This is a genomic window from Methyloglobulus morosus KoM1 (assembly GCF_000496735.2).
GTDB classification, from domain to species: Bacteria; Pseudomonadota; Gammaproteobacteria; order Methylococcales; family Methylomonadaceae; genus Methyloglobulus; species Methyloglobulus morosus.
In genome coordinates this window covers 1-21512 of the sequence record NZ_AYLO01000052.1, presented here as the reverse complement: position 1 = coordinate 21512, position 21512 = coordinate 1, and the positions used below count along the sequence as shown (strand labels likewise).

Genomic DNA, 21512 nt, shown 5'->3' with positions numbered 1-21512 from the left:
TTTACGGTCTTTCGCTTATCGTTTCCACATTTTACGCTGGAACGCCGCAATGGAAGGGCTTCGTTCTGTATCGCAGATACTGTTATCCCGGTGAAACGAAATGACGGATAAGATTGAACCATTAAGGAGAAGTCAAACCAATAAAATTATCGCCACGCGGCATTGACCTTGCTGGCGCAGAAATTTTATTCAGAATGCAATGCTTGCAACGGGTCTAAACGTGCCGCCTTCATCGCGGGTATCACCCCAGAAACGATACCGATAAGCAAAGAAAGCAAAAAGGCAGCGGCGACGTATGCCCAAGCCAATTCGGCAGGAAGGGCGGGTACAAGGATGCTGATTAAACCGACAACCCCAATTCCGGCGATAACGCCTATTACGCCACCCACTGCGCTTAGCGTGAGCGCTTCAAACAAGAACAGCTTGAATATGATATCCCTCTCCGCACCTATGGCCCTGAGCAAGCCAATCTCAGACACCCGTTCTGAGGCGGCTATGGTCATGATGGTAATGATCCCAACTGACCCCACCAAGAGGGAGATTCCCCCTAGGACAGCCACTGCCAACGTCAAGATATTAAGGACCGAATCCATGCTTTCCAACATTTGGTTTTGGGTAATCAAGGTAAAATCTTCACCGCCATGCCTCGCAGTTAGCAGGTTCGTAATGTTTTTCTGCAAGGCTGCAACGGTTACATTATTGCCGTACAACAAATCAATTTCCATCAGACTCTCCCTATCGAACATCTCCAAGGCTTTTCCGGCAGGAATGTAGACCGTGTCATCCATGTCAAAACCCAGCATCTGCCCTTTTTTTTCCATTACCCCAATCACGCGATAACGATCCGTGCCGATACGCACACGTTTCCCCAACGGACTTGTTTGCCCAAATAATTCGGTCGCCAGCTTATCTCCCAGGACGGCAAAAGTGCGGGGATTTGCATCTTCGCCAGAAGGCAAGAACCGACCTAAAGCGGGCCGTATTTTCCAGACCTGCGGGACGGCATCGCCAGCACCGATAACATTGCTGCGCCGCTGCTTGTTATCGGTTTCAACCCGCGCATTGCCTTGCACGACCGGCACGACGGCAACAACGCCCGCCAACTTGGCCAAAGCGGCGGCATCTGCCATTGATAGCGGACGCACGGTGTTCATGGTCGCTCCCGATATGCCGAACGTGGATTTCTTCCCCGGATGGATACCGATGATATTCGTCCCAAACTGGGTAAATTCAGCAATCACGAAAGTATGAAGGCCACGACCCAACGAGGTCAGGATAATGACTGCAGCGATACCGATAATCAAACCTAACGACGTAAGTGCAGAGCGCAACTTATAGGATGCGATCGTGCGAAAGGACAGCCGCACTATGTCAAAGAAGTGCATGGTTATCGCTTAGCCAATGCGGCAATCGGATCAAGCCCTGCCGCTTTGCGGGCAGGCAACACGCCGAAAGCCAAGCCCGTAAAAATTGAAACCCCCAAGGCAGACAATAAGCCCCAATTCGGAAGGTCGACTGGAAACTTGGGATAAACCGTTTGGATAACTGATATGACCAATTGCCCAATCAACAAGCCGGTCAATGCGCCTACCAACGATAACAGAATGGACTCCGCCAAAAAAAGCCACTGCACTTGGGTTTTGGATGCGCCCAACGCTTTTAACAGCCCTATTTCGGCAGTCCGCTGCGTAACGCTGACCAACATGACGTTCATCACCAACACGCCCGCCACAATAAGGCTAATGCCCCCAATACAACCGACCGCAACAGTCAACGCAAGCAGGATTTTGTTGAACGCGCTGACAACGCTGTCTTGGGTGATAATCGTTATGTCTTCCTCGCCTTCATGCCTTAGTTTGATTATTTTTTTAATCTCATCTACCGCCTTTATCATCGCTTCCCTCGATTTGGCCTCGATTAGGATTCGGAACAAGGAATGCGTGTCGAACAAGGCTTGGGCCGATGCAACCGGAATGATCACCATCTCATCAAAATCGACACCAATGGATTCACCTTCCGAAGCCAACACGCCAATAACCCGAAAACGCCTGTCGTTAATCCGTAACCACTGGCCTAAAGCAGATGTATTGGCAAACAATTCCTTACGTATGGTTTGACCGATAACACAAATAGACAAGGCTTTATCGGTATCGATTTTTGGCAAAAAAATGCCTTGCGCCATCGTCAAATGCCGCACCCGCAGCAGTTCGTGTGTTGAGCCGAACACATTGGTTTCCCGCTCCAGCCCCGCCGACGTAACCGGCGCGACACCTATCGTCAACGGCGCAATTGCGGCAATGTAAGGGCTGCGTGACAAAGATCCTGCATCTTCCAAGGTCAAATCCCTTGGCGTTTCGCCAAATATCGGTGGCGCACCGCCGGTGGTTTCTGTGCGTCCTGGCAAGACGATGACAAGATGCGTGCCCAGGGCTTCAAACTCATTGACAATATAACTACGGGCGCTTTCGCTCAATGCGATCAGCACGGTGACGGAAGCTATGCCTATGCTCATCGCCAATACAATCAGCACCGTCCGCAGCCATTGGGACTTGATGGACGTTAAAGCATGATGGAATGTGTCTTCTATGAGCATATCAACCTAAGGTATGGCTACCAATCATGGTGGCGTATTAACGCTCAATACGCCTTAGGAAATTTTTAGGCTCCACTCCGAGTTTGCTTTGGGGCATTCGTGCTCAGGGTGTGGGCAGCAACTAAGCTCATAACAAACCGATGGGCAATAAAGCCAGCGTAGATTGTGAAAACCACCACTATCAGTAGGCCGCCTGAAAATGCCGAAATGGGCGTAAAATTTTCCGTACTGTCCTTATTATAAAGCGCTGTATTTAAAAGGCGACCCACCCCATTAGCTTTAAACATCTGATAGGCACTTTAACGCCCGATCTTTTAAGTTTTTTGATCTAAATCAATCTTGCCCCCAGCTTTCAGGGTAGTCTAATCAATAATGGTTTTACTTTAAAACAGTTTTAATTCTAACCCTGAAAACAGACTGCCCCTAAAAACAAGGGGGTTGGCTGCTAAGAAAATAAGTGATGCATTATGCACCCATGAGTCCTAATCCGTCTTGGAGAAAATAATCATGAAATCAACCTGGATACTCGTTGCCGATAACGTCCACGCACGCATTTTTACGGCCGATACGCCCTCGTCTGCGCTACAGGAAATCGAAGACCTGACACATACGGAAGGTCGGCTGCATGACCGGGAAATAACGACCGACCTGCCTGGAAGAATTAAAAATACGGATGGTAGCGGCCATGCGTTTGAACAACCCACCGACCCAAAAAAACACGAGGCCGACAATTTTGCACACCGTGTTGCCAAACACCTGGAGGCCGCGCTCAACGCAAACAAATTCGAGCAATTGTTGATTATTGCCGAACCGTCTTTTCTTGGCTTATTACGCAATTGTTTACCGGAACTCATTAAGCATCACATTTGTTTCGAGCTGGATAAAAATGTCACCACCCTGAGTGCCGTAGAAATTCGCAAACACTTACCTGAATATTTGTCACATTCTTGAGGTTTCAGGCTAATCTAGGTTAGGGTCGGGGAGGGCGCAGCAAAACAAAATTCGTCAATTTGATGAACTTAAAGCAGTCAAGAGTTGTTCTAATATCTCATCGGTCCCTTCGGTATTTATAGTAATGCCATGGCTTTTTTCTTTATCCGAGAATGGTTGTGCCGCTTGCTACTGAAGAACGGTAATTGTTGTTTCTGAAGGGTCGTGCTGCCGTTGTGCGATGCGGTTGCATAAGGTTTCCCAGGATGCTTGGAAATCGACAATAGAAAACTTGACGTGGCTTTTGTTGGCAAGATGGTGAAACAATTCCCGTTGTTCAAGCTTAATAGTCACAATAGCCTACATTAATTTCGAGATTAGGTATTTGTACGGCTTTAGTAATAAAGCCCGTTCCAGCCCATTTGGAAACCATCACTATGCATACCCAAATGCTCACCATCGACGGTAATCAATCGGTTGCAATGATTGCCCACAAGTTGAATGAAGTCATTGCCATTTACCCGATAACGCCATCATCCAGTATGGGGGAATGGGCGGATGAATGGTCGTCACGCGGTCAAGTAAACTTATGGGGGACTGTTCCGGAAGTCATTGAAATGCAGAGCGAAGGCGGAGCGGCAGGAGCAATCCACGGCGCTTTGCAAGGCGGGGCCTTGGCTACGACATTTACGGCTTCCCAGGGCTTGCTGTTGATGCTGCCGAATATGTACAAAATCGCCGGTGAATTAACGCCCACTGTTTTTCATATCGCCGCCCGTTCTTTAGCGTGCCAGGGCTTGTCAATTTTCGGCGACCATAGCGACGTCATGTCGGCGCGGATGACCGGTTTTGCCATGCTGTGCTCCAATTCTCCGCAAGAAGCCATGGATTTTGCCTTGATAGCGCAAGCGGCCAGTTTAGAAGGCCGAATTCCTGTCATGCATTTTTTTGATGGCTTTAGGACTTCCCACGAAGTCGCCAAAATCAAAGTCCTGGATGACGCTACCTTACGCGCAATGATTCAACAGCAATGGGTTGTCGCCCATAAAAACCGGGCACTAACACCCGATAAACCTGTATTGCGTGGTACTGCCCAAAATCCGGATGTGTATTTTCAAGCCCGGGAAACAGTCAATCGATATTACGAAGCTTTTCCTGAAATCGTCCAACAAGCTATGGACAGGTTTGCTGAATTAACCGGGAGACGCTATCGATTATTCGATTATGTCGGTTCGGAACAAGCCGAACGAGTTCTAATCATTATGGGTTCCGGTGCTGAGGCTGTAGCAGAAACGATAGATTATCTCAATCGCCAAGGCGAAGCCGTGGGTTTACTTAAAGTACGTCTGTATCGTCCGTTCGATGCGAATAGCTTACTTGCAGCGTTACCAGCGACCTGCCGAAAAATTGCGGTACTTGACCGAACCAAAGAGCCGGGGGCAGGCGGCGAACCGTTATATAAGGATGTCTTGGGCGCTATTGCAGCGAATGCGATGAGCGGCTCGCCAAAATTTACGATACTACCAAAGGTCGTCGGGGGGCGATACGGCTTATCATCAAAGGAATTCACGCCCGGCATGATTAAAGCGGTTTTCGATGAGTTGAAGCATGACCAGCCTAAAAATAATTTCACCGTCGGTATTTACGATGATGTGACTTATACCAGTTTAGAGTGGGACCCGAGTTACCGCACCGATGCGCATGACGGGACTTTCCAGGCCATGTTTTATGGCCTGGGCAGTGACGGTACCGTCAGCGCCAATAAAAATACGATCAAGATCATCGGCGAAGCCACCGATCTCTATGCCCAAGGCTATTTTGTCTACGACTCCAAAAAATCCGGTGCCGTAACCGTATCGCACCTTCGATTTGGCCCGAAGCCAATCCGTTCAACGTATTTGATCGGTGAAAATGATGCCGACTTCATCGGTTGCCATCAGACGATATTTTTACAGCGTTACCACATGTTGGATAACGCGGCGGATAATGCGGTATTCCTGTTGAATTCCGCGGAACCGCCGGATAAAGTATGGGATTCGCTACCGCGTAAAATGCAGCAACAGATGATTGCAAAAAAAATCCGTTTCTACGTGATCGACGGTTATGCGGTTGCCGAGAAAAGCGGCATGGGCAAACGCATCAATACCATCATGCAAACCTGTTTTTTTGTCATTTCTGGCGTGTTGCCGCAAGACCGGTCAATTGCGGCCATTAAACAGGCGGTGGAAAAAACCTACGGTAAAAAAGGCCAACGCATTGTTGAAATCAATTTCAAGGCAATTGACGAGACTGTCGCCAGCTTACATCAAGTGCCGGTTCGTTCAAACGTAAGTAGCGGTTTTGATATTCATTCGCTGATTCAAGAGTCGGCACCAGACTTTATCAGGCAAGTCACCGGGGAAATTATTGCAGGCCGTGGCGATTGGTTACCGGTCAGTGCGCTGCCCGTCGACGGCACGTTCCCGACCGGCACCGCCGCTTACGAAAAACGCAATCTGGCGCTGGAAATTCCGGTTTGGGAAACCGATTTATGCACCCAATGCGGCAAATGCGTGATGGTTTGCCCGCATGGCGTCATCCGCAGCAAAATCTATTCGACTGAATTGTTACAAAACGCCCCGGAAACTTTTAAGCACGCGCCGATGTTAGGCAAGGATTTTCCAGCCGGGCTTGCAATGACCTACCAAGTCGCGCCTGAAGATTGCACGGGTTGTACTTTATGCGTCGATATCTGTCCGATCAGGGATAAATCCAACACCAGCCGGAAAGCATTGAATATGCATCCGCAACCGGCTTTGCGAGAGACCGAACGGAAAAACTGGGAGTTCTTTTTAAGCATCGCCGAATACGATCGCCGTTTGATAAAATCCAACACCATCAAAGGCTCGATGGTCATGCAGCCCTTATTTGAGTTTTCAGGCGCCTGTGTCGGTTGCGGCGAAACGCCCTATTTAAAACTGGCGTCGCAACTGTTCGGCGACCGGATGATCGTTGCCAACGCCACCGGTTGTTCATCGATTTACGGCGGCAACTTACCGACAACGCCGTGGACAAAAAACGCCGAAGGCCGTGGGCCTGCCTGGAACAACTCCTTATTTGAAGACAATGCCGAATTCGGCTTAGGCATGCGCATAGCACTGGATAAGCAAAACGAACAGGCTAAAGAGCTGTTAATATCGTTTACTGCGGAACTCGGCAGTGAATGTGTCGATGCCATCCTGAATGCCGACCAATCCGATGAGGCTGGCATTTACGAACAACGCGGACGGATAACCGAACTCAAACAGCGTTTGCAAGGCTTATCCGAACCCGCTGCCCAATCCCTCTTGCAACTCGCCGACCAGTTATGCAAAAAAAGCGTCTGGATTGTCGGCGGCGACGGCTGGGCCTACGACATCGGTTACGGCGGCTTGGACCACGTCCTCGCGAGCGGCCGTAATGTGAATATATTGGTATTGGATACCGAAGTCTACTCGAATACCGGGGGGCAAAAATCGAAATCTACACCGCTGGGTGCGGTCGCGAAGTTCGCAGCCAGTGGCAAAGCCCAGGTTAAAAAGGATTTGGCCCTGTTGGCGATGGATTACAACAATGTTTATGTCGCCCATGTTGCCTACGCCGGGAAAGATACGCAGACCTTGAACGCTTTTTTAGAGGCGGAAGCGCATGACGGCCCGTCAATCATCATTGCCTATGCGCCTTGTATTGCGCACGGTGTTGACCTGTCCAACAACCATCGTCAGCAAAGCCTGGCGGTAAAAAGCGGCCATTGGCCGTTATTCCGGTTCGACCCGAATAAAATCAAGCAAGGTAAAAACCCCATGCACTTGGATTCACCCGAGCCTTCAATTCCGCTCCGTGATTTTGTTAACACGGAAACCCGTTTCAGCATGTTATGGCAAACGCACCCGGAAGATGCCGAGCGGTTTCTGGAACAAGCGCAGCAAGAAGTCAGGAACCGTTACCATTATTACAAACAATTGTCGGAATTAGAATGGAATGAAACCACTCGTGTGCCTTCAGTCAAGACGCAGTTAAAAACCGACAGCGCTGTGGAGAAAGGTCATGGTTGATTTAACGACGATCTATTTAGGCTTAAAACTGGCGCATCCGCTGGTGCCCTCTGCTTCCCCTTTCACTAAAGATGCCGATACGGCGCGTAGGCTCGAAGATGCCGGGGCGGCGGCGCTGGTCATGCATTCCTTGTTTGAAGAAAAAATCGAAGCCGAAACGCAGCAAATGGAACGCTTTTTTTACCAACAAGCCATCGGTCACGGCGAGGCCGATTCCTTTCATCCTGTACCGGAGCATGTTCAAACTTATCAAGATCAGTACCTGGAAAATTTGCAAAAAATTAAATCGGCGCTGGGTATACCGGTGATTGCCAGTTTGAACGGCATATCAATCGGCGGCTGGGTGGATTACGGCAAGCAACTTCAGGAAGCCGGTGCAGACGCGTTGGAACTGAACGTCTATCATGTTGCGGCGAATCAAGAAGAGAGCAGTGAAGACGTGGAAAACCGGTACATAGCGATTTTGCAGGAACTTAAACGGCACGTCAGTGTACCCATCACCATGAAACTATCGCCGCAATTCAGTTCACCGATCCATTTTGTTAAACGCCTGGAAGCGGCAGGTGTCGACGGCATTGCCATTTTTAACCGGTTTTACCAGCCGGATATTGACCTGGAAACGCTAGAGGTAATGCCGAAACTGGAGCTGTCCACCTCTGCAGAGTCTTTGTTACGGGTGCGGTGGACGGCTTTGTTATACGGGAAAGTCAAGATTTCGCTGGCCGTGACCGGCGGTTTTCATACGGCTGAAGATAGTGTAAAAGCCTTGCTTGCCGGTGCCGATGTCGTGCATTTATGCAGCGCCTTGCTCAAACTGGGCAGTACACGGTTAACTGAAATCCGTAATGATCTGGAAAACTGGTTGGTGGAGCATGAATACGAATCCGTCCAACAATTAAAGGGCAGCGTCAGCCGGGAACATGCCATTGACCCAACTAATTACGAGCGGGCTAATTACGTGCAAGTGCTGGATAGTTATTCGTATCCCAGTGGGGTTTTAAGATAAACACCATCGTGGTTAATCTAGCTTATAGATTCGGTATGGTAGCGATAAATCCGGATATTGTCTGACCAATAATCAGGTGGCAACCCTGCCTTTTGTTTCAAATGCCGAAGGAATTGTTCCCGCTTCGGTAGTGTTTCCCACACCGAGGGCAAGAAAGTCCCGCGTCGATGTCCTTCTTTTAAGATCAGGCCGTCAACACTAGGTTGCAGTTGGGACACTAAATCTTGTTCGGTCGTAAATGACATGGGCTCGGCAGGCGTAAGAATGGACAGATGGATTTCTAAATCCTTAAGTTCATGGGCTTCTAACGGCGGAAACCGCGAATCCTTGAAGGCGGCAGAATAAGCGTTCTCCGAAATATCTTCGGCCAGCGGCCTGACGGCTTCCAGCACGCCGATACAGCCGCGTAATTGGCGGTTTACGTGCAAGGTCACAAAAGTTGCCCGATGTTCTTGCAATTCTGCCGGATAATCGGCCAACTTAATTTTTAACGGCTTGCCGGTTTGTAAGCCATGCTGGATCGACGCTTTCGCCAGTTCCAATAATTGTTGCCGCTGCGCTTCACTCAATGACATAAGCACCATAGCCCACGACGCGGGATTTATCCCCGGCAGTGTCACCCGAGTTACGCAAGTCAATGGCTTTTACTGACAATGACTTGTCCCTGGCCMCTTTTAACAAGCCGCTAACGGGGACTTTACCGCAGGCCGCTTCGCCAGTGAGCAGCTCATATTGTTGTCGTTCAATCCGTTTGCTGGTTAATTGGTCGAGTTTTTTTGCCGTCGCATAATCGTGGTAATGGCTCAGGTCGGAACTGACAACAATCAATGTCTCATCGCCTCCCCACAATGCCTCGATGACTTGGGCGACTTGTTCCGGCGACGCATCGCCAGCGACGATGGGAACGATCTTGAAATCACTCAGCGTTTCTTGAAGGAAAGGCAACTGGACTTCCAGGCAGTGTTCGAACGTGTGCGCTTGATCCATATATTGGACAAACGGAAGTTGGGCGATCAACTGCACGGCCTCCTCGTCAACAGGAATATGGCCCAAAGGCGTCGAGAAAGTTTCCGCACTGCTGACAGCCAGCCCCTTGAAAGAGACCCGATGCGACGGCCCGATGATGACAACGCGAGTGACCTGGTCTTTGGCTTGCCTTAAGCGGGCATAGGCGGTTGCGGCAATAGGCCCGGAATAAACATAACCGGCATGGGGAACAATGATGGCTTTGGGAACTTTATGCCCCATCTCAGTATCATCCAGGTATTGGTCTAGCATTTGATGCAAGAGCTTCGGATTGGCAGGGTAAAAAGTACCGGCCACAGCGGGATGTCTGTCATTCATGGGATAACCCTCTCTTTTTCAAAGGTTGACATAATTATTTTCTAACCATTTGCGCCAACGTAATTGACTTAAATCAAAAACTTTAGCGATTAATCTGTTTTACTACAAGCCATATTAATGGTTTCAGGAGAATGCAAATGACCGTTTTTATTGCCCACGATACTGTGTCTACCCGCTATTGGCATCGCCTGGAAGATGGGCGTATCCAATGCGACTTATGCCCCCGGTTTTGCAAGTTACACAAAGACCAGCGCGGATTGTGTTTCGTCAGGCAAAATCTGGAGGACCAGATTGTCATGACCAGTTATGGCCGATCCAGCGGTTTCGCTATAGACCCCATCGAAAAAAAGCCATTGAACCATTTTTTGCCCGGTACGCCGGTATTTTCTTTCGGCACTGCCGGTTGTAACCTGGCCTGTAAGTTTTGCCAGAATTGGGACATAAGCAAATCCAGGGCTTTGGATACCCTAATGGACAAAGCGTCGCCCGATGCGATTGCACATGCGGCATTGGCCCATGGCTGCAAGAGTGTGGCTTATACCTATAACGACCCGGTCATTTTCCATGAGTATGCCATCGATACGGCACAAGCATGCAGAAGCCTTGGCATAAAATCGGTTGCCGTGTCGGCGGGCTATGTTTGTGCAGAGCCTCGGGTCGAGTTTTACCAATGGATGGATGCCGCCAACATCGACTTAAAGGCTCTTACCGAGCGGTTTTATCATGAAATCACCGGCAGCCGCCTACAGCCGGTATTGGATACCCTAAAATACATCAAACACGAAACGTCGGTATGGCTGGAACTGACCACTTTGATCATTCCTGGCGAAAACGATTCCGAAGCAGAATTGGAACAATTGACGCAATGGGTCGTCGAAAACCTGGGGCCTGATGTTCCCCTGCATTTTTCCGCCTTTCATCCTGACTGGAAGATGCAGGACAAGCCCCATACGCCGCTGCAATCCTTATTGAAAGCCCGGCAAATTGCCCTAAAGAATGGCATCCATTACGCCTATGTGGGCAATGTCCATGACAAGGCCGCTGATAGCACCTATTGTCATAGCTGCGGAAAGTTATTGATAGGCCGCGACTGGTATGAACTGTCGGAATGGAACTTGGATGACCAGGGAAATTGCAAGTTTTGCGGCACTCGCTGCGCGGGCGTGTTTGAAGCCCAACACGGTGTGTGGGGCGCGAAACGACAAGCAGTTGCGATGGCCTGAGTGCCTGCCGCAATAAATTGTCCTTTTTAAGGCTTGACATGAGAATGAACGTATTTTTTCAAAGGGCACAAAACTGGCTAGATCGAAATGTTTACGATCTGGCCCGCCAAATGCGCTTGAGTTATTTGCCGCCGATGATGGTTTATCTGGCGGCAGGCGTTTCTGGGTTAACCGGCATCGTCGGTACATTTTTCGTGAAAGATTATCTCGGCTTGTCAGCCGAATTTCTGGCATCTTTGGGCTTTTGGGCGATGATGCCGTGGACGCTGAAAATGCCAGTCGGTCATCTGGTGGACTTGCTGTGGCAACATAAGGCCAAACTGATCTATCTGGGGGCGGCATTGATTGCGGCCAGCTTGTTGATCATGCTTAATATCCTCACCGAGCCAAAGTCGATGACCGGGCGGTTGACAGTGGAAACCTGGTTTGTCATCGCGACCTTATTGGCACCTATCGGTTATGTTATCCAGGATACCGTCGCGGATGCCATGACAGTCGAAGCCGTACCGCGCTTGGATGACTGGGGAAGCCCAATCCCGGATGAACAAATAAAGCTAGCGCATACCACCATGCAAACGCTGGGGCGGGTGGCGATTATCGGCGGTACCTTGATTGTGGCATTGGCCAATATTTATTGGTTTAGGGACGTAGCAAACATGGATGCTGCGATGCAAACAGCTATTTATGTCCAAATTTTCCGGTGGGCATTGCTGATCCCTGTTATCTCCGTGCTTGGCGTTGCGATGGCAGCCCAGCTGCGTTCCAACGAAGAATGGCGGCTAGCTGCCCAAGGTTATGAGGTTGATGACATTGAACGCTTATTGGCAAGGCGAGTTACCGAATTGCCCAAGATTAATGGGTGGATTTTGGGCGGCGGACTTGCTTTTGCTTTATTCGCTATTGTTATGGGGTTTAGCAATGTACCTTACAACGAAGAGCTGATCTTTGTGGGTTCTCTCGCTATTGTCATGTTCCTGTTGCGCCGCTTGACCGAAGAGCTTTTGCCCCGTGTCAGGCAGCAATTATTTGGGACGGCCTTAGTGATTTTTGCTTTCCGTGCGATCCCTTCGACGGGGGCGGGCTCCACTTGGTGGATGATCGACGAACTGGGCTTCGACCAACAATTCTTGTCGAAGCTCGCCCTCATTTCCAGCGGATTGACCTTGTTCGGCATGTTCATGTTTCGCCGTTTCATGGCTGAACGCACCATCACGGAGATCATCGCCTTATTGACCATTATCCTTACCGTGCTTAATCTGCCGGAAATTGCCTTGTACTACGGTTTTCATGAATGGACGCAGACACATATAGCCAGCTTCATCGATGCGCGTTTCATTGCCCTGGTCGATACCGCCCTGGAATCTCCGCTTGGGCAGATTGCGATGATCCCGATGTTGGCCTGGATAGCCAATTCGGCACCACCGCAACTCAAGGCCACTTACTTCGCGGTCATGGCGGCATTGATTAACCTTGCGCTTTCGTTGTCCCAATTATTGACCAAATGGCTAAACCAGTGGTTTATTGTTACCCGCGAAATCAAGGATCCCTCAACGGGCATCGTTACGATCCCTGCCGATTACAGCCAGCTAGGGGGATTGTTTTTTACTGTCATGTTTTTGGGTTTTGCCATACCGATGCTGACGATTTACTTAACCCAACGCACTTTGCTTTCAGGACGTAAATCCGGTTTTGAAAGCGGATGAAAATCGATCCTGACGAAACTATCTTTAACGACAATTTAGACTGACATTATGCCAATACGTGACCTTGAAACCTGGATGTGGACTGAAGCTTGCGAAATACTGGACCGGGCGGATCGGTTGCACTGACAATTCTTCAGGCCAGCCGTCATGGACGTCAGGCGAGCCACTTGGGAATCGCCAGGGCAGGGGTAAAATCCGTCATGTTGCCCTCATGCAACCAATGGGACTTGGAAGATATGCCCGAAACCATCATAAATCGACTCGCTTTATTGGGTTGGGAAAAGTCGATGATATACTGGCAGTTGCAATGCGAAATTGATTGGCAAGTCCCACAATTCATAAAAGTGTATTTCCATGAACGTTGAACTAAAGGACATTCTCACCGCGTTAGTCTTGATTAGCACTGCCAACAGTGCGCCGGTTATTGCCCGTAAGCTCCTTGGCGTTCGTTTTGCGAGACCAGTGGACGGGGGGCTGCAACTGAAAGATCAACAGCCCTTGTTCGGCGCATCGAAAACCTGGCGGGGATTGGTCGCTGCGGTCATTTGCACGGCGGGGATTGCTCCACTGATGGGGTTGTCGGCCCTACTGGGAGCGGGATTTGGCATCGTATCAATCGGGTCCGATTTGCTGGCAAGCTTTACCAAACGTCGTTTCGGTTATGCACCCAGCAGTCGTGCTCGCATATTGGACGTTTTTCCAGAAGCCTTGCTGCCGATGTTGGCGTTCCAGTCTGCGCTCAGCCTTGATAAATGGGAAATTTTGATAACGGCGTTGATTTTCTTCGTGCTTGAAGCCTCAGTCTCGCCGCTCCTATATCGTTGGCATATCCGTAACCGACCCTATTAAGGCCATTAGCGAAAAGATTATGTCTGAAAGCCACCTGAAAGTCCTGACTTACAATATACATAAAGGCTTCAGCCCGGCAAACCGGCGATTTGTCTTACACAAAATCCGTAACGCACTGATAGCCATCGATGCGGATGTCCTCTGCCTTCAGGAAATCCAGGGCGAACATCAAGGCCATGAAATCCATGTCAGCAATTGGCCGGATTGCCCACAACCTGACTTTTTGGCAAAGGACGCATGGCCGGAATTTGCCTATGCCCAGAACACGACCTACAGTGCCGGCCATCACGGTAATGCAATCTTGAGCAAATTCCCCCTGATAAGCTGGGAAAATATCAATGTTTCCCCATACCGCTGGGCAAGCCGGAGCTTGTTGCACGGCATTGTGCACATGGTGGGAAAGGATACCCAGGTACATATCATCTGCATTCATTTCGGTTTGTTTGGTAGGGAACGACAAAGGCAAATCGCTAAATTGTGCGCGCGGATCGACAATCATGTGCCGCATGATGCCCCTTTAATTGTTGCAGGCGATTTCAACGATTGGGGTGGTGTCGCGGAAAGGTTCTTTTATCAACATCTGGATTTGCAAGAAGCCTACTATCATTTACATGGCCACAGGGCACGGACTTTTCCTGCTTGGCTACCTGTTTTAGCTATGGATCGCATCTATTATCGCGGATTACAGCCACTGTCCTGTGAGCGTTTGGTACATGCCCCTTGGTCGCATTTGTCCGACCATGCACCGCTGATGGCAGTTTTTCAATTATGACGATTCCCCCTGAAATTTTAACCGTTCCAAACTTATTGACTTTATTCCGAATACTTTGCGTCCCGATTTTGCTGCTCCTGGCTTGGCAAGGTTATGAAAACGCATTTATGGGCCTGTTGGCAACGGCCTTCCTATCCGATGCCTTAGACGGTTTGGTTGCGCGATTAATGGGGCAAGTGAGCCAATTCGGCGCCAAATTGGATAGCTGTGCGGATGTTAGCTTGTTTGTGACGATAACGGTGGGTGCCTGGTGGTTATGGCCTGACATTGTCCGCCGAGAAGCGGCCTATATCGGTGTGGTGATGGCCTGTTATCTGCTGCCGGCAATAATCGGTTATCTAAAATTTCGCGCATTCACTAGTTATCATACCTGGATTGTCAAGGGTGCGGTGGCGAGTATTGGGGTATCGCTGTACGTGTTTTTTCTCGGCGGCCCAGTTTGGCCGTTCCGATATGCTACTTCACTTTGTATATTGGCCGCTATCGAAGAAATAGCAATTACCGCCGTCTCAACGGAATTGCACAGTGATGTCCGTTCACTTGCGGACGTGCTGCGGTATTTATCGAAAAGACAATAAGGTATTGCGCGTATTATTTGATGTCTTATTCCCGTGCTCCCGCCCCATCACAGATAGCACATTGATAAACGGATTTTGAATGGTATTCATAAATAGGAGTTAAATAAGTTATGCTCCCAGTCCAGTTCCTTATTATGGGTTTAACTATTGGCCTTACTGCCACAATTATTGGGGCGGCAATGACGGCGGTTGGCATGGCAAGTAACCGCAAAGCACTCGTCGGGACATTCCAACCATGAATGAATTACAAAATTTCAAGCTGTTGGGGATCGCACTGGCAATCGGCTTGCTTATCGGCCTGGAAAGGGGCTGGCACACCCGCGATAAGGGCGAAGGGATGCGTATTGCTGGATTACGGACCTATGGGTTGATTGCGCTGCTAGGCGGATTGTGGGGTATTCTTGCTCAGCAGTCGGGCATCGTGTTAATGGGCTTCGCCTTTCTTTCGCTGACGTTTGTCTTATTGATTGCCTATAGCAAAAGTCTCAACAAATTTGAGGATTACAGTATTACCAGCATGGTTGCTTCGTTGATTACTTTTACCTTGGGGACGCTTGCTGTTTTTGGCCATACCACACTCGCGTCAGCTACCGCCGTGGTGATAACATTATTGCTGAGTTTTAAACCCTTGCTGCACAGTTGGTTAAACAAGCTGGAACAGCATGAATTGGAAGCAACGTTGAAGCTGCTCCTAATTTCGGTGGTTATGCTGCCGATCCTTCCTGACCGGAGCTTTGATCCCTGGGGTGTGCTTAATCCTTACTTAATCTGGTGGATGGTTGTGCTCATTGCAGGTATTTCTTATCTCGGTTATTTTGCCATCCGCATTCTCGGCAACCGGCATGGGCCCGTATTGACCGGAATATTTGGTGGATTGGTGTCTTCAAGCGCACTGACTATCAACCTGTCCCGCTTATCAAGTTCTTATCTGAACATGCAGGATGCTTTAGGGGCAGGTATTTTGACGGCTTGTGCGACGATGTTTTTCCGCGTCCTCCTATTAACTTTCATCCTAAACCCCGATTTGTTCCAATTACTGGTTCCGTCCTTGTCATTAATGGGAATAATTACCTGCTTACTGGCTTATCTGTTATGGAAAAATGCACCGGAATTTCAGGCCAATGAAGAAATTAAGCTTGAAAATCCTTTTCAATTGGGTATGGCGATTAAGTTCGGCGTGTTTTTGGTCAGCATCTTGTTGTTGTCCAAAGTATTGAAAATATATTTCGGGGATATGGGCGCTTATGTTCTTGCCGCCGTATCGGGACTGGCCGATGTCGACCCGATTACCCTTTCAATGTCACAAATGAGTAAGGAAGGTTTGGGGCTTGAAGTGGCGGCACACGCCATTTTAATCGCGGTAGTGGTCAATTCCGGCATCAAAAGCATGGTCGCTTTCGTTATCGGCGATCGTGCTTTGGGTTTAAGGGTAGGCGCGACGTTGACAATCGCCGTTGTTGCAGGATTGATGGCCGTCTAATTTATGTCCGTTGAATGGCCAGGATTTTTGGTGTTTTCTTTTTGGAGTTCCTTATCAATGCCTGAATTTTGGGGGCCAATGATTGATGATAACAACGATATAAAGCGAAATAATGGCCGCAAAAAAACACCAAACAGAAACGAAGGCATACGAAAATAACAGGCTGCTGACGATAATCGAGGCCAAAAGCAGGAATCCTAACCGCTGCAAGGCAGTCACCGAAGAAAACAGCAAGGGTGCGGCGACAATAATGACGTAAATCATGCGTGCCCCGAACTGCGGAATGACGGCATCGTATAGTTGCACGATTTGATACAGTATTGAACCTTGCCTAACCTGTACTGAAAGCCATCCCGGTTGAATCCACAAAGGAAGGAAGATGGAAAGGCCCAATATTCCGCCTAAAATGGAGGCCAACAAGAATAATTGGCGCTTCTTCCTGTTTTCTTCCACCAATGCGACGGCTAACGGGACAAAGCAAGGCCAAAGCAAATCGGCAAAAAACAGAAAGCCCAACGCCATGCTGTGTATACTGGATTCGACCGAATCACCCACCACAAGCCACAACCCTCCCTCAAATGCTTGCTGAAGACCAAACAGAAAAGGGATGGAAGCCAACACCAAGTAGTGCTTATCGGAATGATATGCTTTCATGACGCAGTAAGCCCCCATAGGCAATAAAAAGGCCGTGGTGGTAAAACTCGCTGCGGCAGAAAAGCACATTAGGTTTTCCCTCAATGTAAGAAACGTAATCGGTGCTTCTGAATATAAAAAAGTACCACCTTATGACTTCATGGGCGAATTCATACAAAAGGATTTTTATGGAATCCATTTGACAAATGTGCAGGGCTTTACACGCTTAATCGACAGATATACCAAAAATTGGAAGATCTATAAATTCAGCAAATTGTTCTGGTTACCTCATTTGGGTTTCAAATCGGTGGGATTGGGTATATCTCACGATTTAAGTAATCGTACCATTTCCTCACGGTTAATGACTTCTTTTTCCAGCAACAGGTTGGCAAGCTTGTCTAACAGCGGCCTGTTTTCGGTAATGATGTCGCGGGCACGGCTTTCGCCCTCAGTCACTAATGCCATGATTTCAGTATCAATAAGCCGGGCCGTTTCCTCACTGTAATTGCGGTATTCCGCTACGTCAGTTTCAAGGAATTGCATACGTTGCTGCTTGCCGTAGGTCAGCGGCCCCAATTTTTTGCTCATCCCTAGATAACACACCATGTTACGGGCGATGTCGCTGGCTTTTTCGAGGTCATTTTGGGCGCCGGTTGAAACCGAACCCAGTATGCTTTGTTCGGCAATACGTCCGCCCATCAGGATGGCGATCTGGTCTTTTAGTTCGTCCTCGGTGGACAGGAATTTCTCTTCTATCGGCAATTGCAGGGTAAAGCCCAGCGCGGACACGCCACGGGGGATAATCGAGATCTTATGGACAGGTTGTCCGGTCGGTACGTTTTCGGCGACCAGTGCATGACCCGCCTCATGATAGGCTACCCTGCGCTTTTCCTCAGGGTTCAGCACCCGATTTTTCTTTTCCGGCCCAGCCAGTATGCGATCAATGGCGGCTTCGAAGTCTCTCATCTCGATTTTGGAATGCCCTTCCCGCGTTGCAATAATGGCGGCTTCGTTCGCAATATTTGCCAGATCGGCCCCCACTAACCCCGGTGTACGTTTGGCTACTACGGTCAAGTCGATATGCTTTGCCATAGTCATGGCTTTTGTATGCAACTTTAGTATTTCAATACGGTCCTGCAAGTCCGGCTTATCGACCACGATTTGCCGATCGAACCGACCGGACCTTAACAATGCCTTATCCAGCACTTCGGGGCGATTGGTGGCTGCCATGACGACTACGCCGACCGAGGCATCGAACCCATCCATTTCGGTCAGCAACTGGTTTAGGGTTTGCTCCCGTTCATCGTGGCTTCCCATAACAACAGGGCCGCTACGGGAACGGCCAATGGCATCCAGTTCATCTATAAATATGATGCAAGGCGCTTGGTTGCGTGCTTGTAAAAACAGCTCCCTAACCCGTGCTGCTCCCACGCCGACGAACAATTCGATGAATTCAGACCCGCTGATATTAAAAAACGGCACTTGTGCTTCCCCTGAAACAGCGCGCGCCAACAAGGTTTTGCCTGTTCCCGGTTGACCAACCAGCAATACTCCTTTGGGCATACGTCCGCCCAATTTCTGTATTTTTTCGGGGTTCTTTAAAAAATCAATTTCCTCTGACAGTTCCTGCTTCGCGCTATCAGCGCCGGCCACATCCTTAAAGGTGATTTTAGGCTGGGTATCCTGGTGGATACGGATTTTGTTGCCCAGGTTCAAAAAAGACTGTGCCCCAGCCGTCGTACGACGCATAAACCAGGAAGCTATCAACATGAAAATGAATATCGGTATCACCCAGTTAAAGAAAATGCCCGTCAACCAGCCCTCGCCCGGCCTGACGACAAAATCAACCTTATTTTGCGTCAACAATTCGGCAAGATCGGGTTGCCACAAAGGTATGGTGACAAAAGGTTTTTGCGGCATTTCCGGCTTTTCGGGTTTAATGAAGCCGGTGATGTAGCGGTCGGTGACGATAGCCTTGCCGATTTTTCCATCCTTGACATACCCCATGAATTGGCCGTAAGAAATCTCGTCTTGATGCCGTCCATCTAAACTGTTCAAGTAAGACAAGAGGACAATCACCAGGATAACGAATAAAAATATTCTCCCTTTTTTGATAAGATCGTCATCCGCATCAGGTTCTTTGGAAATTTTCGAATCGGATTTCGATTGCGTAGTTTCACCCAATATCAGGGCCATAAAATCCTTGAACTTAGTGTAAAAAAAACCCAACAAAGAAAATAGTTTCTGGAAAATGTCGTCTAATGTTTTATTCATGATGCTTGTTCCTGCCTTTAAATCACGGAAAATCAGGATGATACTGTAAGTGTATATTGCCCATTAAACATCCTATTGATATAAATCAAGATTACTGAAGATGGCTTAATTGAGGGTGCATTCCCGATTACTTTAAGGGATAAGTCAAACTTATCGTATAGTTTGCACATAAAGCACAGTGGCAAGAACAGTATTGAGTGATACAAAAGGGGGACGCATCAAGGAATTCCTGTCCGACAAGGCGGGTGACGGCGGAGGACAATCGGCAGTATATCGAAGCCGTATTGCGGATAGGTTTTACACTTTTCCCGGCAAACAGTGGAGTCAAAAGCGTTAAGCCTCATTCTATTTTTTGAATGTCCTCTTTGGATGTTATTGCGAGCAAGGTCGATGGTGGGTCGGGTACGGGCGGTCAAAAGTTTTCGCTGAGTGCCGTTTATCAAGGTTGAGCGGACAGTCGCTGGAAACTGGGAGAGTGTCCATATAACTACCCAAAGTGCCATTAGGGTTGTTTTACTTAAAACAATCCTTATTTTAGGCATGCCCCCAATTGGCATATCTAATAAATAATGCCTTATTAGCTTGTTTTTATCCCAATTCGATATACCATTTAACGCGCTACCTAAACAAATTACCCAGCCTAAATCTAATTGAACACTGTATGCGGCCTATTGCTTGGGTTCAAGTTCCTTGGCTATTAATAATACCTAGGCGTTTTTAAATTAACTCGCGAAATATTTATGAAAAAAATACTTGCCTCCAGCGCATTGTCCCTTGTCTTTTTGGCCCCACTTTCAGCCTACTCAGAAGAAATCGGCTGTTTCACCACAACCTGGAAACTGGTCGGCTCCAACGATAAGATCTGTGTACAAGCCTTTGACGACCCTAAGGTAAAAGGGGTCGCTTGCCACATTAGCCAAGCCCGCACTGGCGGAATTTCGGGTACCTTGGGTGTCGCCGAAGACCCCTCACGGTTTTCCATCGCCTGCCGCCAGGTCGGGCCCATCAGCATAGACGGAAAATTGCCGGATGAGGAAACGGCATTCAGTGAAAGCACTTCCCTGTTTTTTAAAGAAACCAAGGTCAAACGGATGTTTGACGCCAAGCGCAACACCTTGGTCTATGTCGCTATCAGCCGAAAGATAATTGAAGGCGCCCCCGCCAACAGTATCTCTACCGTGCCTATTATGCCGTGGGGAGGCAAATAGGGTTTATTAAAAGCGTATAGTTTTATCTGCCGTATGCAGAATAATCCACGCACTTCAAAGTACTGGAGTTATCCAGATCTGTTTATCATAAGATTTATGTATGTACTCCCGTTCAGTAAATTAAGACTTTCATCCAAAAATTGTTTAGCCAACTTAATTTGGTGTATAAAATATCACGGTCGGGATAATAAATAGTTAGGGCTTTCATTTCCATGAGCATTCCTCTTTCCGTTCGCATTAGAAGTTTCTTCGCCAGAAACAAATACGCCTTCTGGTGGGATCACTTCACCGACGAAGAAAAGCAACTCCGTCGCATGGATGTATGGGAGCTTGCGAAGGTTATTAATGAGGCTCGTGTTCGCAACCTTGCTGGCGAGGCAGAAAAACTCATCGTCGCAGAACACATGTTGAATGTGCGTCTTGCCCAAATCCAAGCAAAGGCATCATGGGGTTCCGGTGTGCTCGGTTTTGTAGGGGCCATCATTGGTTCAGCCTTGTCCGTTGCGTTAACCATTGCTCTTCAAAGCCCACAAAGTCCAAAAGAGGCTCCATCCGCTCCAGAACGTGCAAGCGAAAAACACGTTGTAGCCCCACCAGTGCAGAGCGCAGGGAAACCAGTACCGCAGTCGCTCAAAAACGAGCCAAGCAACAAGATTGTCGAGGTAAGCCTTGGCACAAAGAGCGTAGTAAATGGGCTATGCGACGGCACAAAAGCAAAGCAGGCCAATGCTCCAGTCAACCCCTAACGAATAAGGTTAGATTGTGAGAGCGAAGCGAACCACAATCTGAACCGGTTGTTGGACAAGCCCGGTGATAATCGATACAGTCTACGTCTATTATAAGAAA

At 48.7% G+C, this 21512-nt stretch carries 20 protein-coding genes; 13 read left to right on the top strand and 7 right to left on the bottom strand.

Annotated features, from left to right (window positions below; translation table 11 throughout):
- Nucleotides 1-185: 185 nt before the first annotated feature.
- Together MGMO_RS07600 and MGMO_RS07595 are read right to left on the bottom strand one after the other, a co-directional pair.
- Entirely contained in the window at nucleotides 186-1385 is a 1200-nt protein-coding gene (locus MGMO_RS07600; RefSeq protein ID WP_023494462.1) for an ABC transporter permease, read from the bottom strand.
- 2 nt (nucleotides 1386-1387) lie between these two features.
- Nucleotides 1388-2593, bottom strand: coding sequence for an ABC transporter permease (locus tag MGMO_RS07595; RefSeq protein WP_023494461.1), 1206 nt, complete (start codon nucleotides 2591-2593; stop codon nucleotides 1388-1390).
- Nucleotides 2594-3100: 507 nt separating this feature from the next.
- On the opposite strand from MGMO_RS07595, the gene MGMO_RS07585 reads away from it, so the two are divergent.
- The gene (locus MGMO_RS07585) at nucleotides 3101-3544 is read left to right on the top strand and encodes a host attachment protein (RefSeq protein ID WP_023494459.1); all 444 of its coding nucleotides are present in this window, start codon (nucleotides 3101-3103) and stop codon (nucleotides 3542-3544) included.
- Between the two features lie 168 nt (nucleotides 3545-3712).
- On the opposite strand, the gene MGMO_RS19530 is transcribed toward MGMO_RS07585, so the two are convergent.
- Complete coding sequence (locus MGMO_RS19530; RefSeq protein ID WP_161808474.1) at nucleotides 3713-3877, bottom strand: AAA family ATPase; 165 nt, start codon at nucleotides 3875-3877, stop codon at nucleotides 3713-3715.
- Between the two features lie 83 nt (nucleotides 3878-3960).
- On the opposite strand from MGMO_RS19530, the gene nifJ reads away from it, so the two are divergent.
- Together nifJ and MGMO_RS07575 are read left to right on the top strand one after the other, a co-directional pair.
- Entirely contained in the window at nucleotides 3961-7596 is a 3636-nt protein-coding gene (nifJ, locus tag MGMO_RS07580) for a pyruvate:ferredoxin (flavodoxin) oxidoreductase (RefSeq protein ID WP_023494458.1), read from the top strand.
- Nucleotides 7589-8602: a dihydroorotate dehydrogenase-like protein gene (locus tag MGMO_RS07575; RefSeq protein WP_023494457.1), complete on the top strand. Its 1014-nt coding sequence runs from the start codon at nucleotides 7589-7591 to the stop codon at nucleotides 8600-8602. Before nifJ ends, MGMO_RS07575 begins: the two co-directional genes overlap by 8 nt.
- 17 nt (nucleotides 8603-8619) lie before the next feature.
- On the opposite strand, the gene amrA is transcribed toward MGMO_RS07575, so the two are convergent.
- Together amrA and amrB are read right to left on the bottom strand one after the other, a co-directional pair.
- Nucleotides 8620-9177, bottom strand: a complete 558-nt coding sequence (gene amrA, locus MGMO_RS07570; RefSeq protein ID WP_036307269.1) for an AmmeMemoRadiSam system protein A — start codon at nucleotides 9175-9177, stop codon at nucleotides 8620-8622.
- Nucleotides 9164-9946 carry an AmmeMemoRadiSam system protein B gene (gene amrB, locus MGMO_RS07565; RefSeq protein WP_023494455.1) on the bottom strand — a complete coding sequence of 261 codons (783 nt, stop codon included), beginning with the start codon at nucleotides 9944-9946 and terminating at the stop codon, nucleotides 9164-9166. The genes amrA and amrB overlap by 14 nt, the downstream gene beginning before the upstream one ends.
- A 137-nt stretch (nucleotides 9947-10083) precedes the next feature.
- Here amrB and amrS point away from each other — a divergent pair, with 137 nt between their 5' ends.
- The 7 genes from amrS to MGMO_RS07530 all read left to right on the top strand — a co-directional run bounded on the left by amrS (nucleotide 10084) and on the right by MGMO_RS07530 (nucleotide 16551).
- Nucleotides 10084-11169 (top strand): AmmeMemoRadiSam system radical SAM enzyme, encoded by a 1086-nt coding sequence (gene amrS, locus MGMO_RS07560; RefSeq protein WP_023494454.1) that lies wholly within the window; start codon nucleotides 10084-10086, stop codon nucleotides 11167-11169.
- Nucleotides 11170-11213: 44 nt separating this feature from the next.
- Complete coding sequence (locus MGMO_RS07555) at nucleotides 11214-12872, top strand: MFS transporter (RefSeq protein WP_036307268.1); 1659 nt, start codon at nucleotides 11214-11216, stop codon at nucleotides 12870-12872.
- Between the two features lie 89 nt (nucleotides 12873-12961).
- Entirely contained in the window at nucleotides 12962-13237 is a 276-nt protein-coding gene (locus MGMO_RS07550) for a S16 family serine protease (RefSeq protein WP_152976315.1), read from the top strand.
- Nucleotides 13227-13721 carry a cytidylyltransferase family protein gene (locus MGMO_RS07545; RefSeq protein ID WP_023494452.1) on the top strand — a complete coding sequence of 165 codons (495 nt, stop codon included), beginning with the start codon at nucleotides 13227-13229 and terminating at the stop codon, nucleotides 13719-13721. The genes MGMO_RS07550 and MGMO_RS07545 overlap by 11 nt, the downstream gene beginning before the upstream one ends.
- A 19-nt stretch (nucleotides 13722-13740) precedes the next feature.
- On the top strand, nucleotides 13741-14493 hold the full coding sequence (locus MGMO_RS07540; RefSeq protein WP_023494451.1) for an endonuclease/exonuclease/phosphatase family protein: 753 nt from the start codon (nucleotides 13741-13743) through the stop codon (nucleotides 14491-14493).
- Nucleotides 14490-15071 carry a CDP-alcohol phosphatidyltransferase family protein gene (locus MGMO_RS07535; protein WP_023494450.1) on the top strand — a complete coding sequence of 194 codons (582 nt, stop codon included), beginning with the start codon at nucleotides 14490-14492 and terminating at the stop codon, nucleotides 15069-15071. The genes MGMO_RS07540 and MGMO_RS07535 overlap by 4 nt, the downstream gene beginning before the upstream one ends.
- Before the next feature lie 235 nt (nucleotides 15072-15306).
- Entirely contained in the window at nucleotides 15307-16551 is a 1245-nt protein-coding gene (locus MGMO_RS07530) for an MgtC/SapB family protein (RefSeq protein ID WP_023494448.1), read from the top strand.
- 54 nt (nucleotides 16552-16605) lie between these two features.
- On the opposite strand, the gene MGMO_RS07525 is transcribed toward MGMO_RS07530, so the two are convergent.
- A complete protein-coding gene (locus MGMO_RS07525) occupies nucleotides 16606-17274 on the bottom strand; it encodes a DUF6629 family protein (RefSeq protein WP_023494447.1) in 669 nt (222 codons plus the stop codon).
- A 234-nt stretch (nucleotides 17275-17508) separates the two neighbouring features.
- Nucleotides 17509-19380 (bottom strand): ATP-dependent zinc metalloprotease FtsH, encoded by a 1872-nt coding sequence (ftsH, locus tag MGMO_RS07520; RefSeq protein WP_407656504.1) that lies wholly within the window; start codon nucleotides 19378-19380, stop codon nucleotides 17509-17511.
- 271 nt (nucleotides 19381-19651) lie between these two features.
- Between ftsH and MGMO_RS19930 the strand changes: the two genes are divergently transcribed.
- The 3 genes from MGMO_RS19930 (at nucleotide 19652) to MGMO_RS07510 (ending at nucleotide 21412) form a co-directional block, all read left to right on the top strand.
- Nucleotides 19652-19795, top strand: a complete 144-nt coding sequence (locus MGMO_RS19930; protein WP_161808473.1) for a hypothetical protein — start codon at nucleotides 19652-19654, stop codon at nucleotides 19793-19795.
- Nucleotides 19796-20198: 403 nt separating this feature from the next.
- The gene (locus tag MGMO_RS07515) at nucleotides 20199-20666 is read left to right on the top strand and encodes a CreA family protein (RefSeq protein WP_023494445.1); all 468 of its coding nucleotides are present in this window, start codon (nucleotides 20199-20201) and stop codon (nucleotides 20664-20666) included.
- 212 nt (nucleotides 20667-20878) lie between these two features.
- Nucleotides 20879-21412 carry a hypothetical protein gene (locus tag MGMO_RS07510; RefSeq protein WP_023494444.1) on the top strand — a complete coding sequence of 178 codons (534 nt, stop codon included), beginning with the start codon at nucleotides 20879-20881 and terminating at the stop codon, nucleotides 21410-21412.
- Nucleotides 21413-21512 lie beyond the last annotated feature (100 nt).

Bases quoted from the DNA above. Each gene is read 5' to 3' on its own strand.
- MGMO_RS07555 (WP_036307268.1), top strand. From the start codon at position 11,214: ATGAACGTATTTTTTCAAAGGGCACAAAACTGGCTAGATCGAAATGTT.
- nifJ (WP_023494458.1), top strand. From the start codon at position 3,961: ATGCATACCCAAATGCTCACCATCGACGGTAATCAATCGGTTGCAATG.
- MGMO_RS07515 (WP_023494445.1), top strand. From the start codon at position 20,199: ATGAAAAAAATACTTGCCTCCAGCGCATTGTCCCTTGTCTTTTTGGCC.
- MGMO_RS07585 (WP_023494459.1), top strand. From the start codon at position 3,101: ATGAAATCAACCTGGATACTCGTTGCCGATAACGTCCACGCACGCATT.
- MGMO_RS07575 (WP_023494457.1), top strand. From the start codon at position 7,589: ATGGTTGATTTAACGACGATCTATTTAGGCTTAAAACTGGCGCATCCG.
- amrS (WP_023494454.1), top strand. From the start codon at position 10,084: ATGACCGTTTTTATTGCCCACGATACTGTGTCTACCCGCTATTGGCAT.
- ftsH (WP_407656504.1), bottom strand. From the start codon at position 19,380: ATGGCCCTGATATTGGGTGAAACTACGCAATCGAAATCCGATTCGAAA.
- MGMO_RS07535 (WP_023494450.1), top strand. From the start codon at position 14,490: ATGACGATTCCCCCTGAAATTTTAACCGTTCCAAACTTATTGACTTTA.
- MGMO_RS07530 (WP_023494448.1), top strand. From the start codon at position 15,307: ATGAATGAATTACAAAATTTCAAGCTGTTGGGGATCGCACTGGCAATC.
- MGMO_RS07600 (WP_023494462.1), bottom strand. From the start codon at position 1,385: ATGCACTTCTTTGACATAGTGCGGCTGTCCTTTCGCACGATCGCATCC.
- MGMO_RS07595 (WP_023494461.1), bottom strand. From the start codon at position 2,593: ATGCTCATAGAAGACACATTCCATCATGCTTTAACGTCCATCAAGTCC.
- amrA (WP_036307269.1), bottom strand. From the start codon at position 9,177: ATGTCATTGAGTGAAGCGCAGCGGCAACAATTATTGGAACTGGCGAAA.
- MGMO_RS07545 (WP_023494452.1), top strand. From the start codon at position 13,227: ATGAACGTTGAACTAAAGGACATTCTCACCGCGTTAGTCTTGATTAGC.
- MGMO_RS07510 (WP_023494444.1), top strand. From the start codon at position 20,879: ATGAGCATTCCTCTTTCCGTTCGCATTAGAAGTTTCTTCGCCAGAAAC.
- MGMO_RS07525 (WP_023494447.1), bottom strand. From the start codon at position 17,274: ATGTGCTTTTCTGCCGCAGCGAGTTTTACCACCACGGCCTTTTTATTG.
- MGMO_RS07540 (WP_023494451.1), top strand. From the start codon at position 13,741: ATGTCTGAAAGCCACCTGAAAGTCCTGACTTACAATATACATAAAGGC.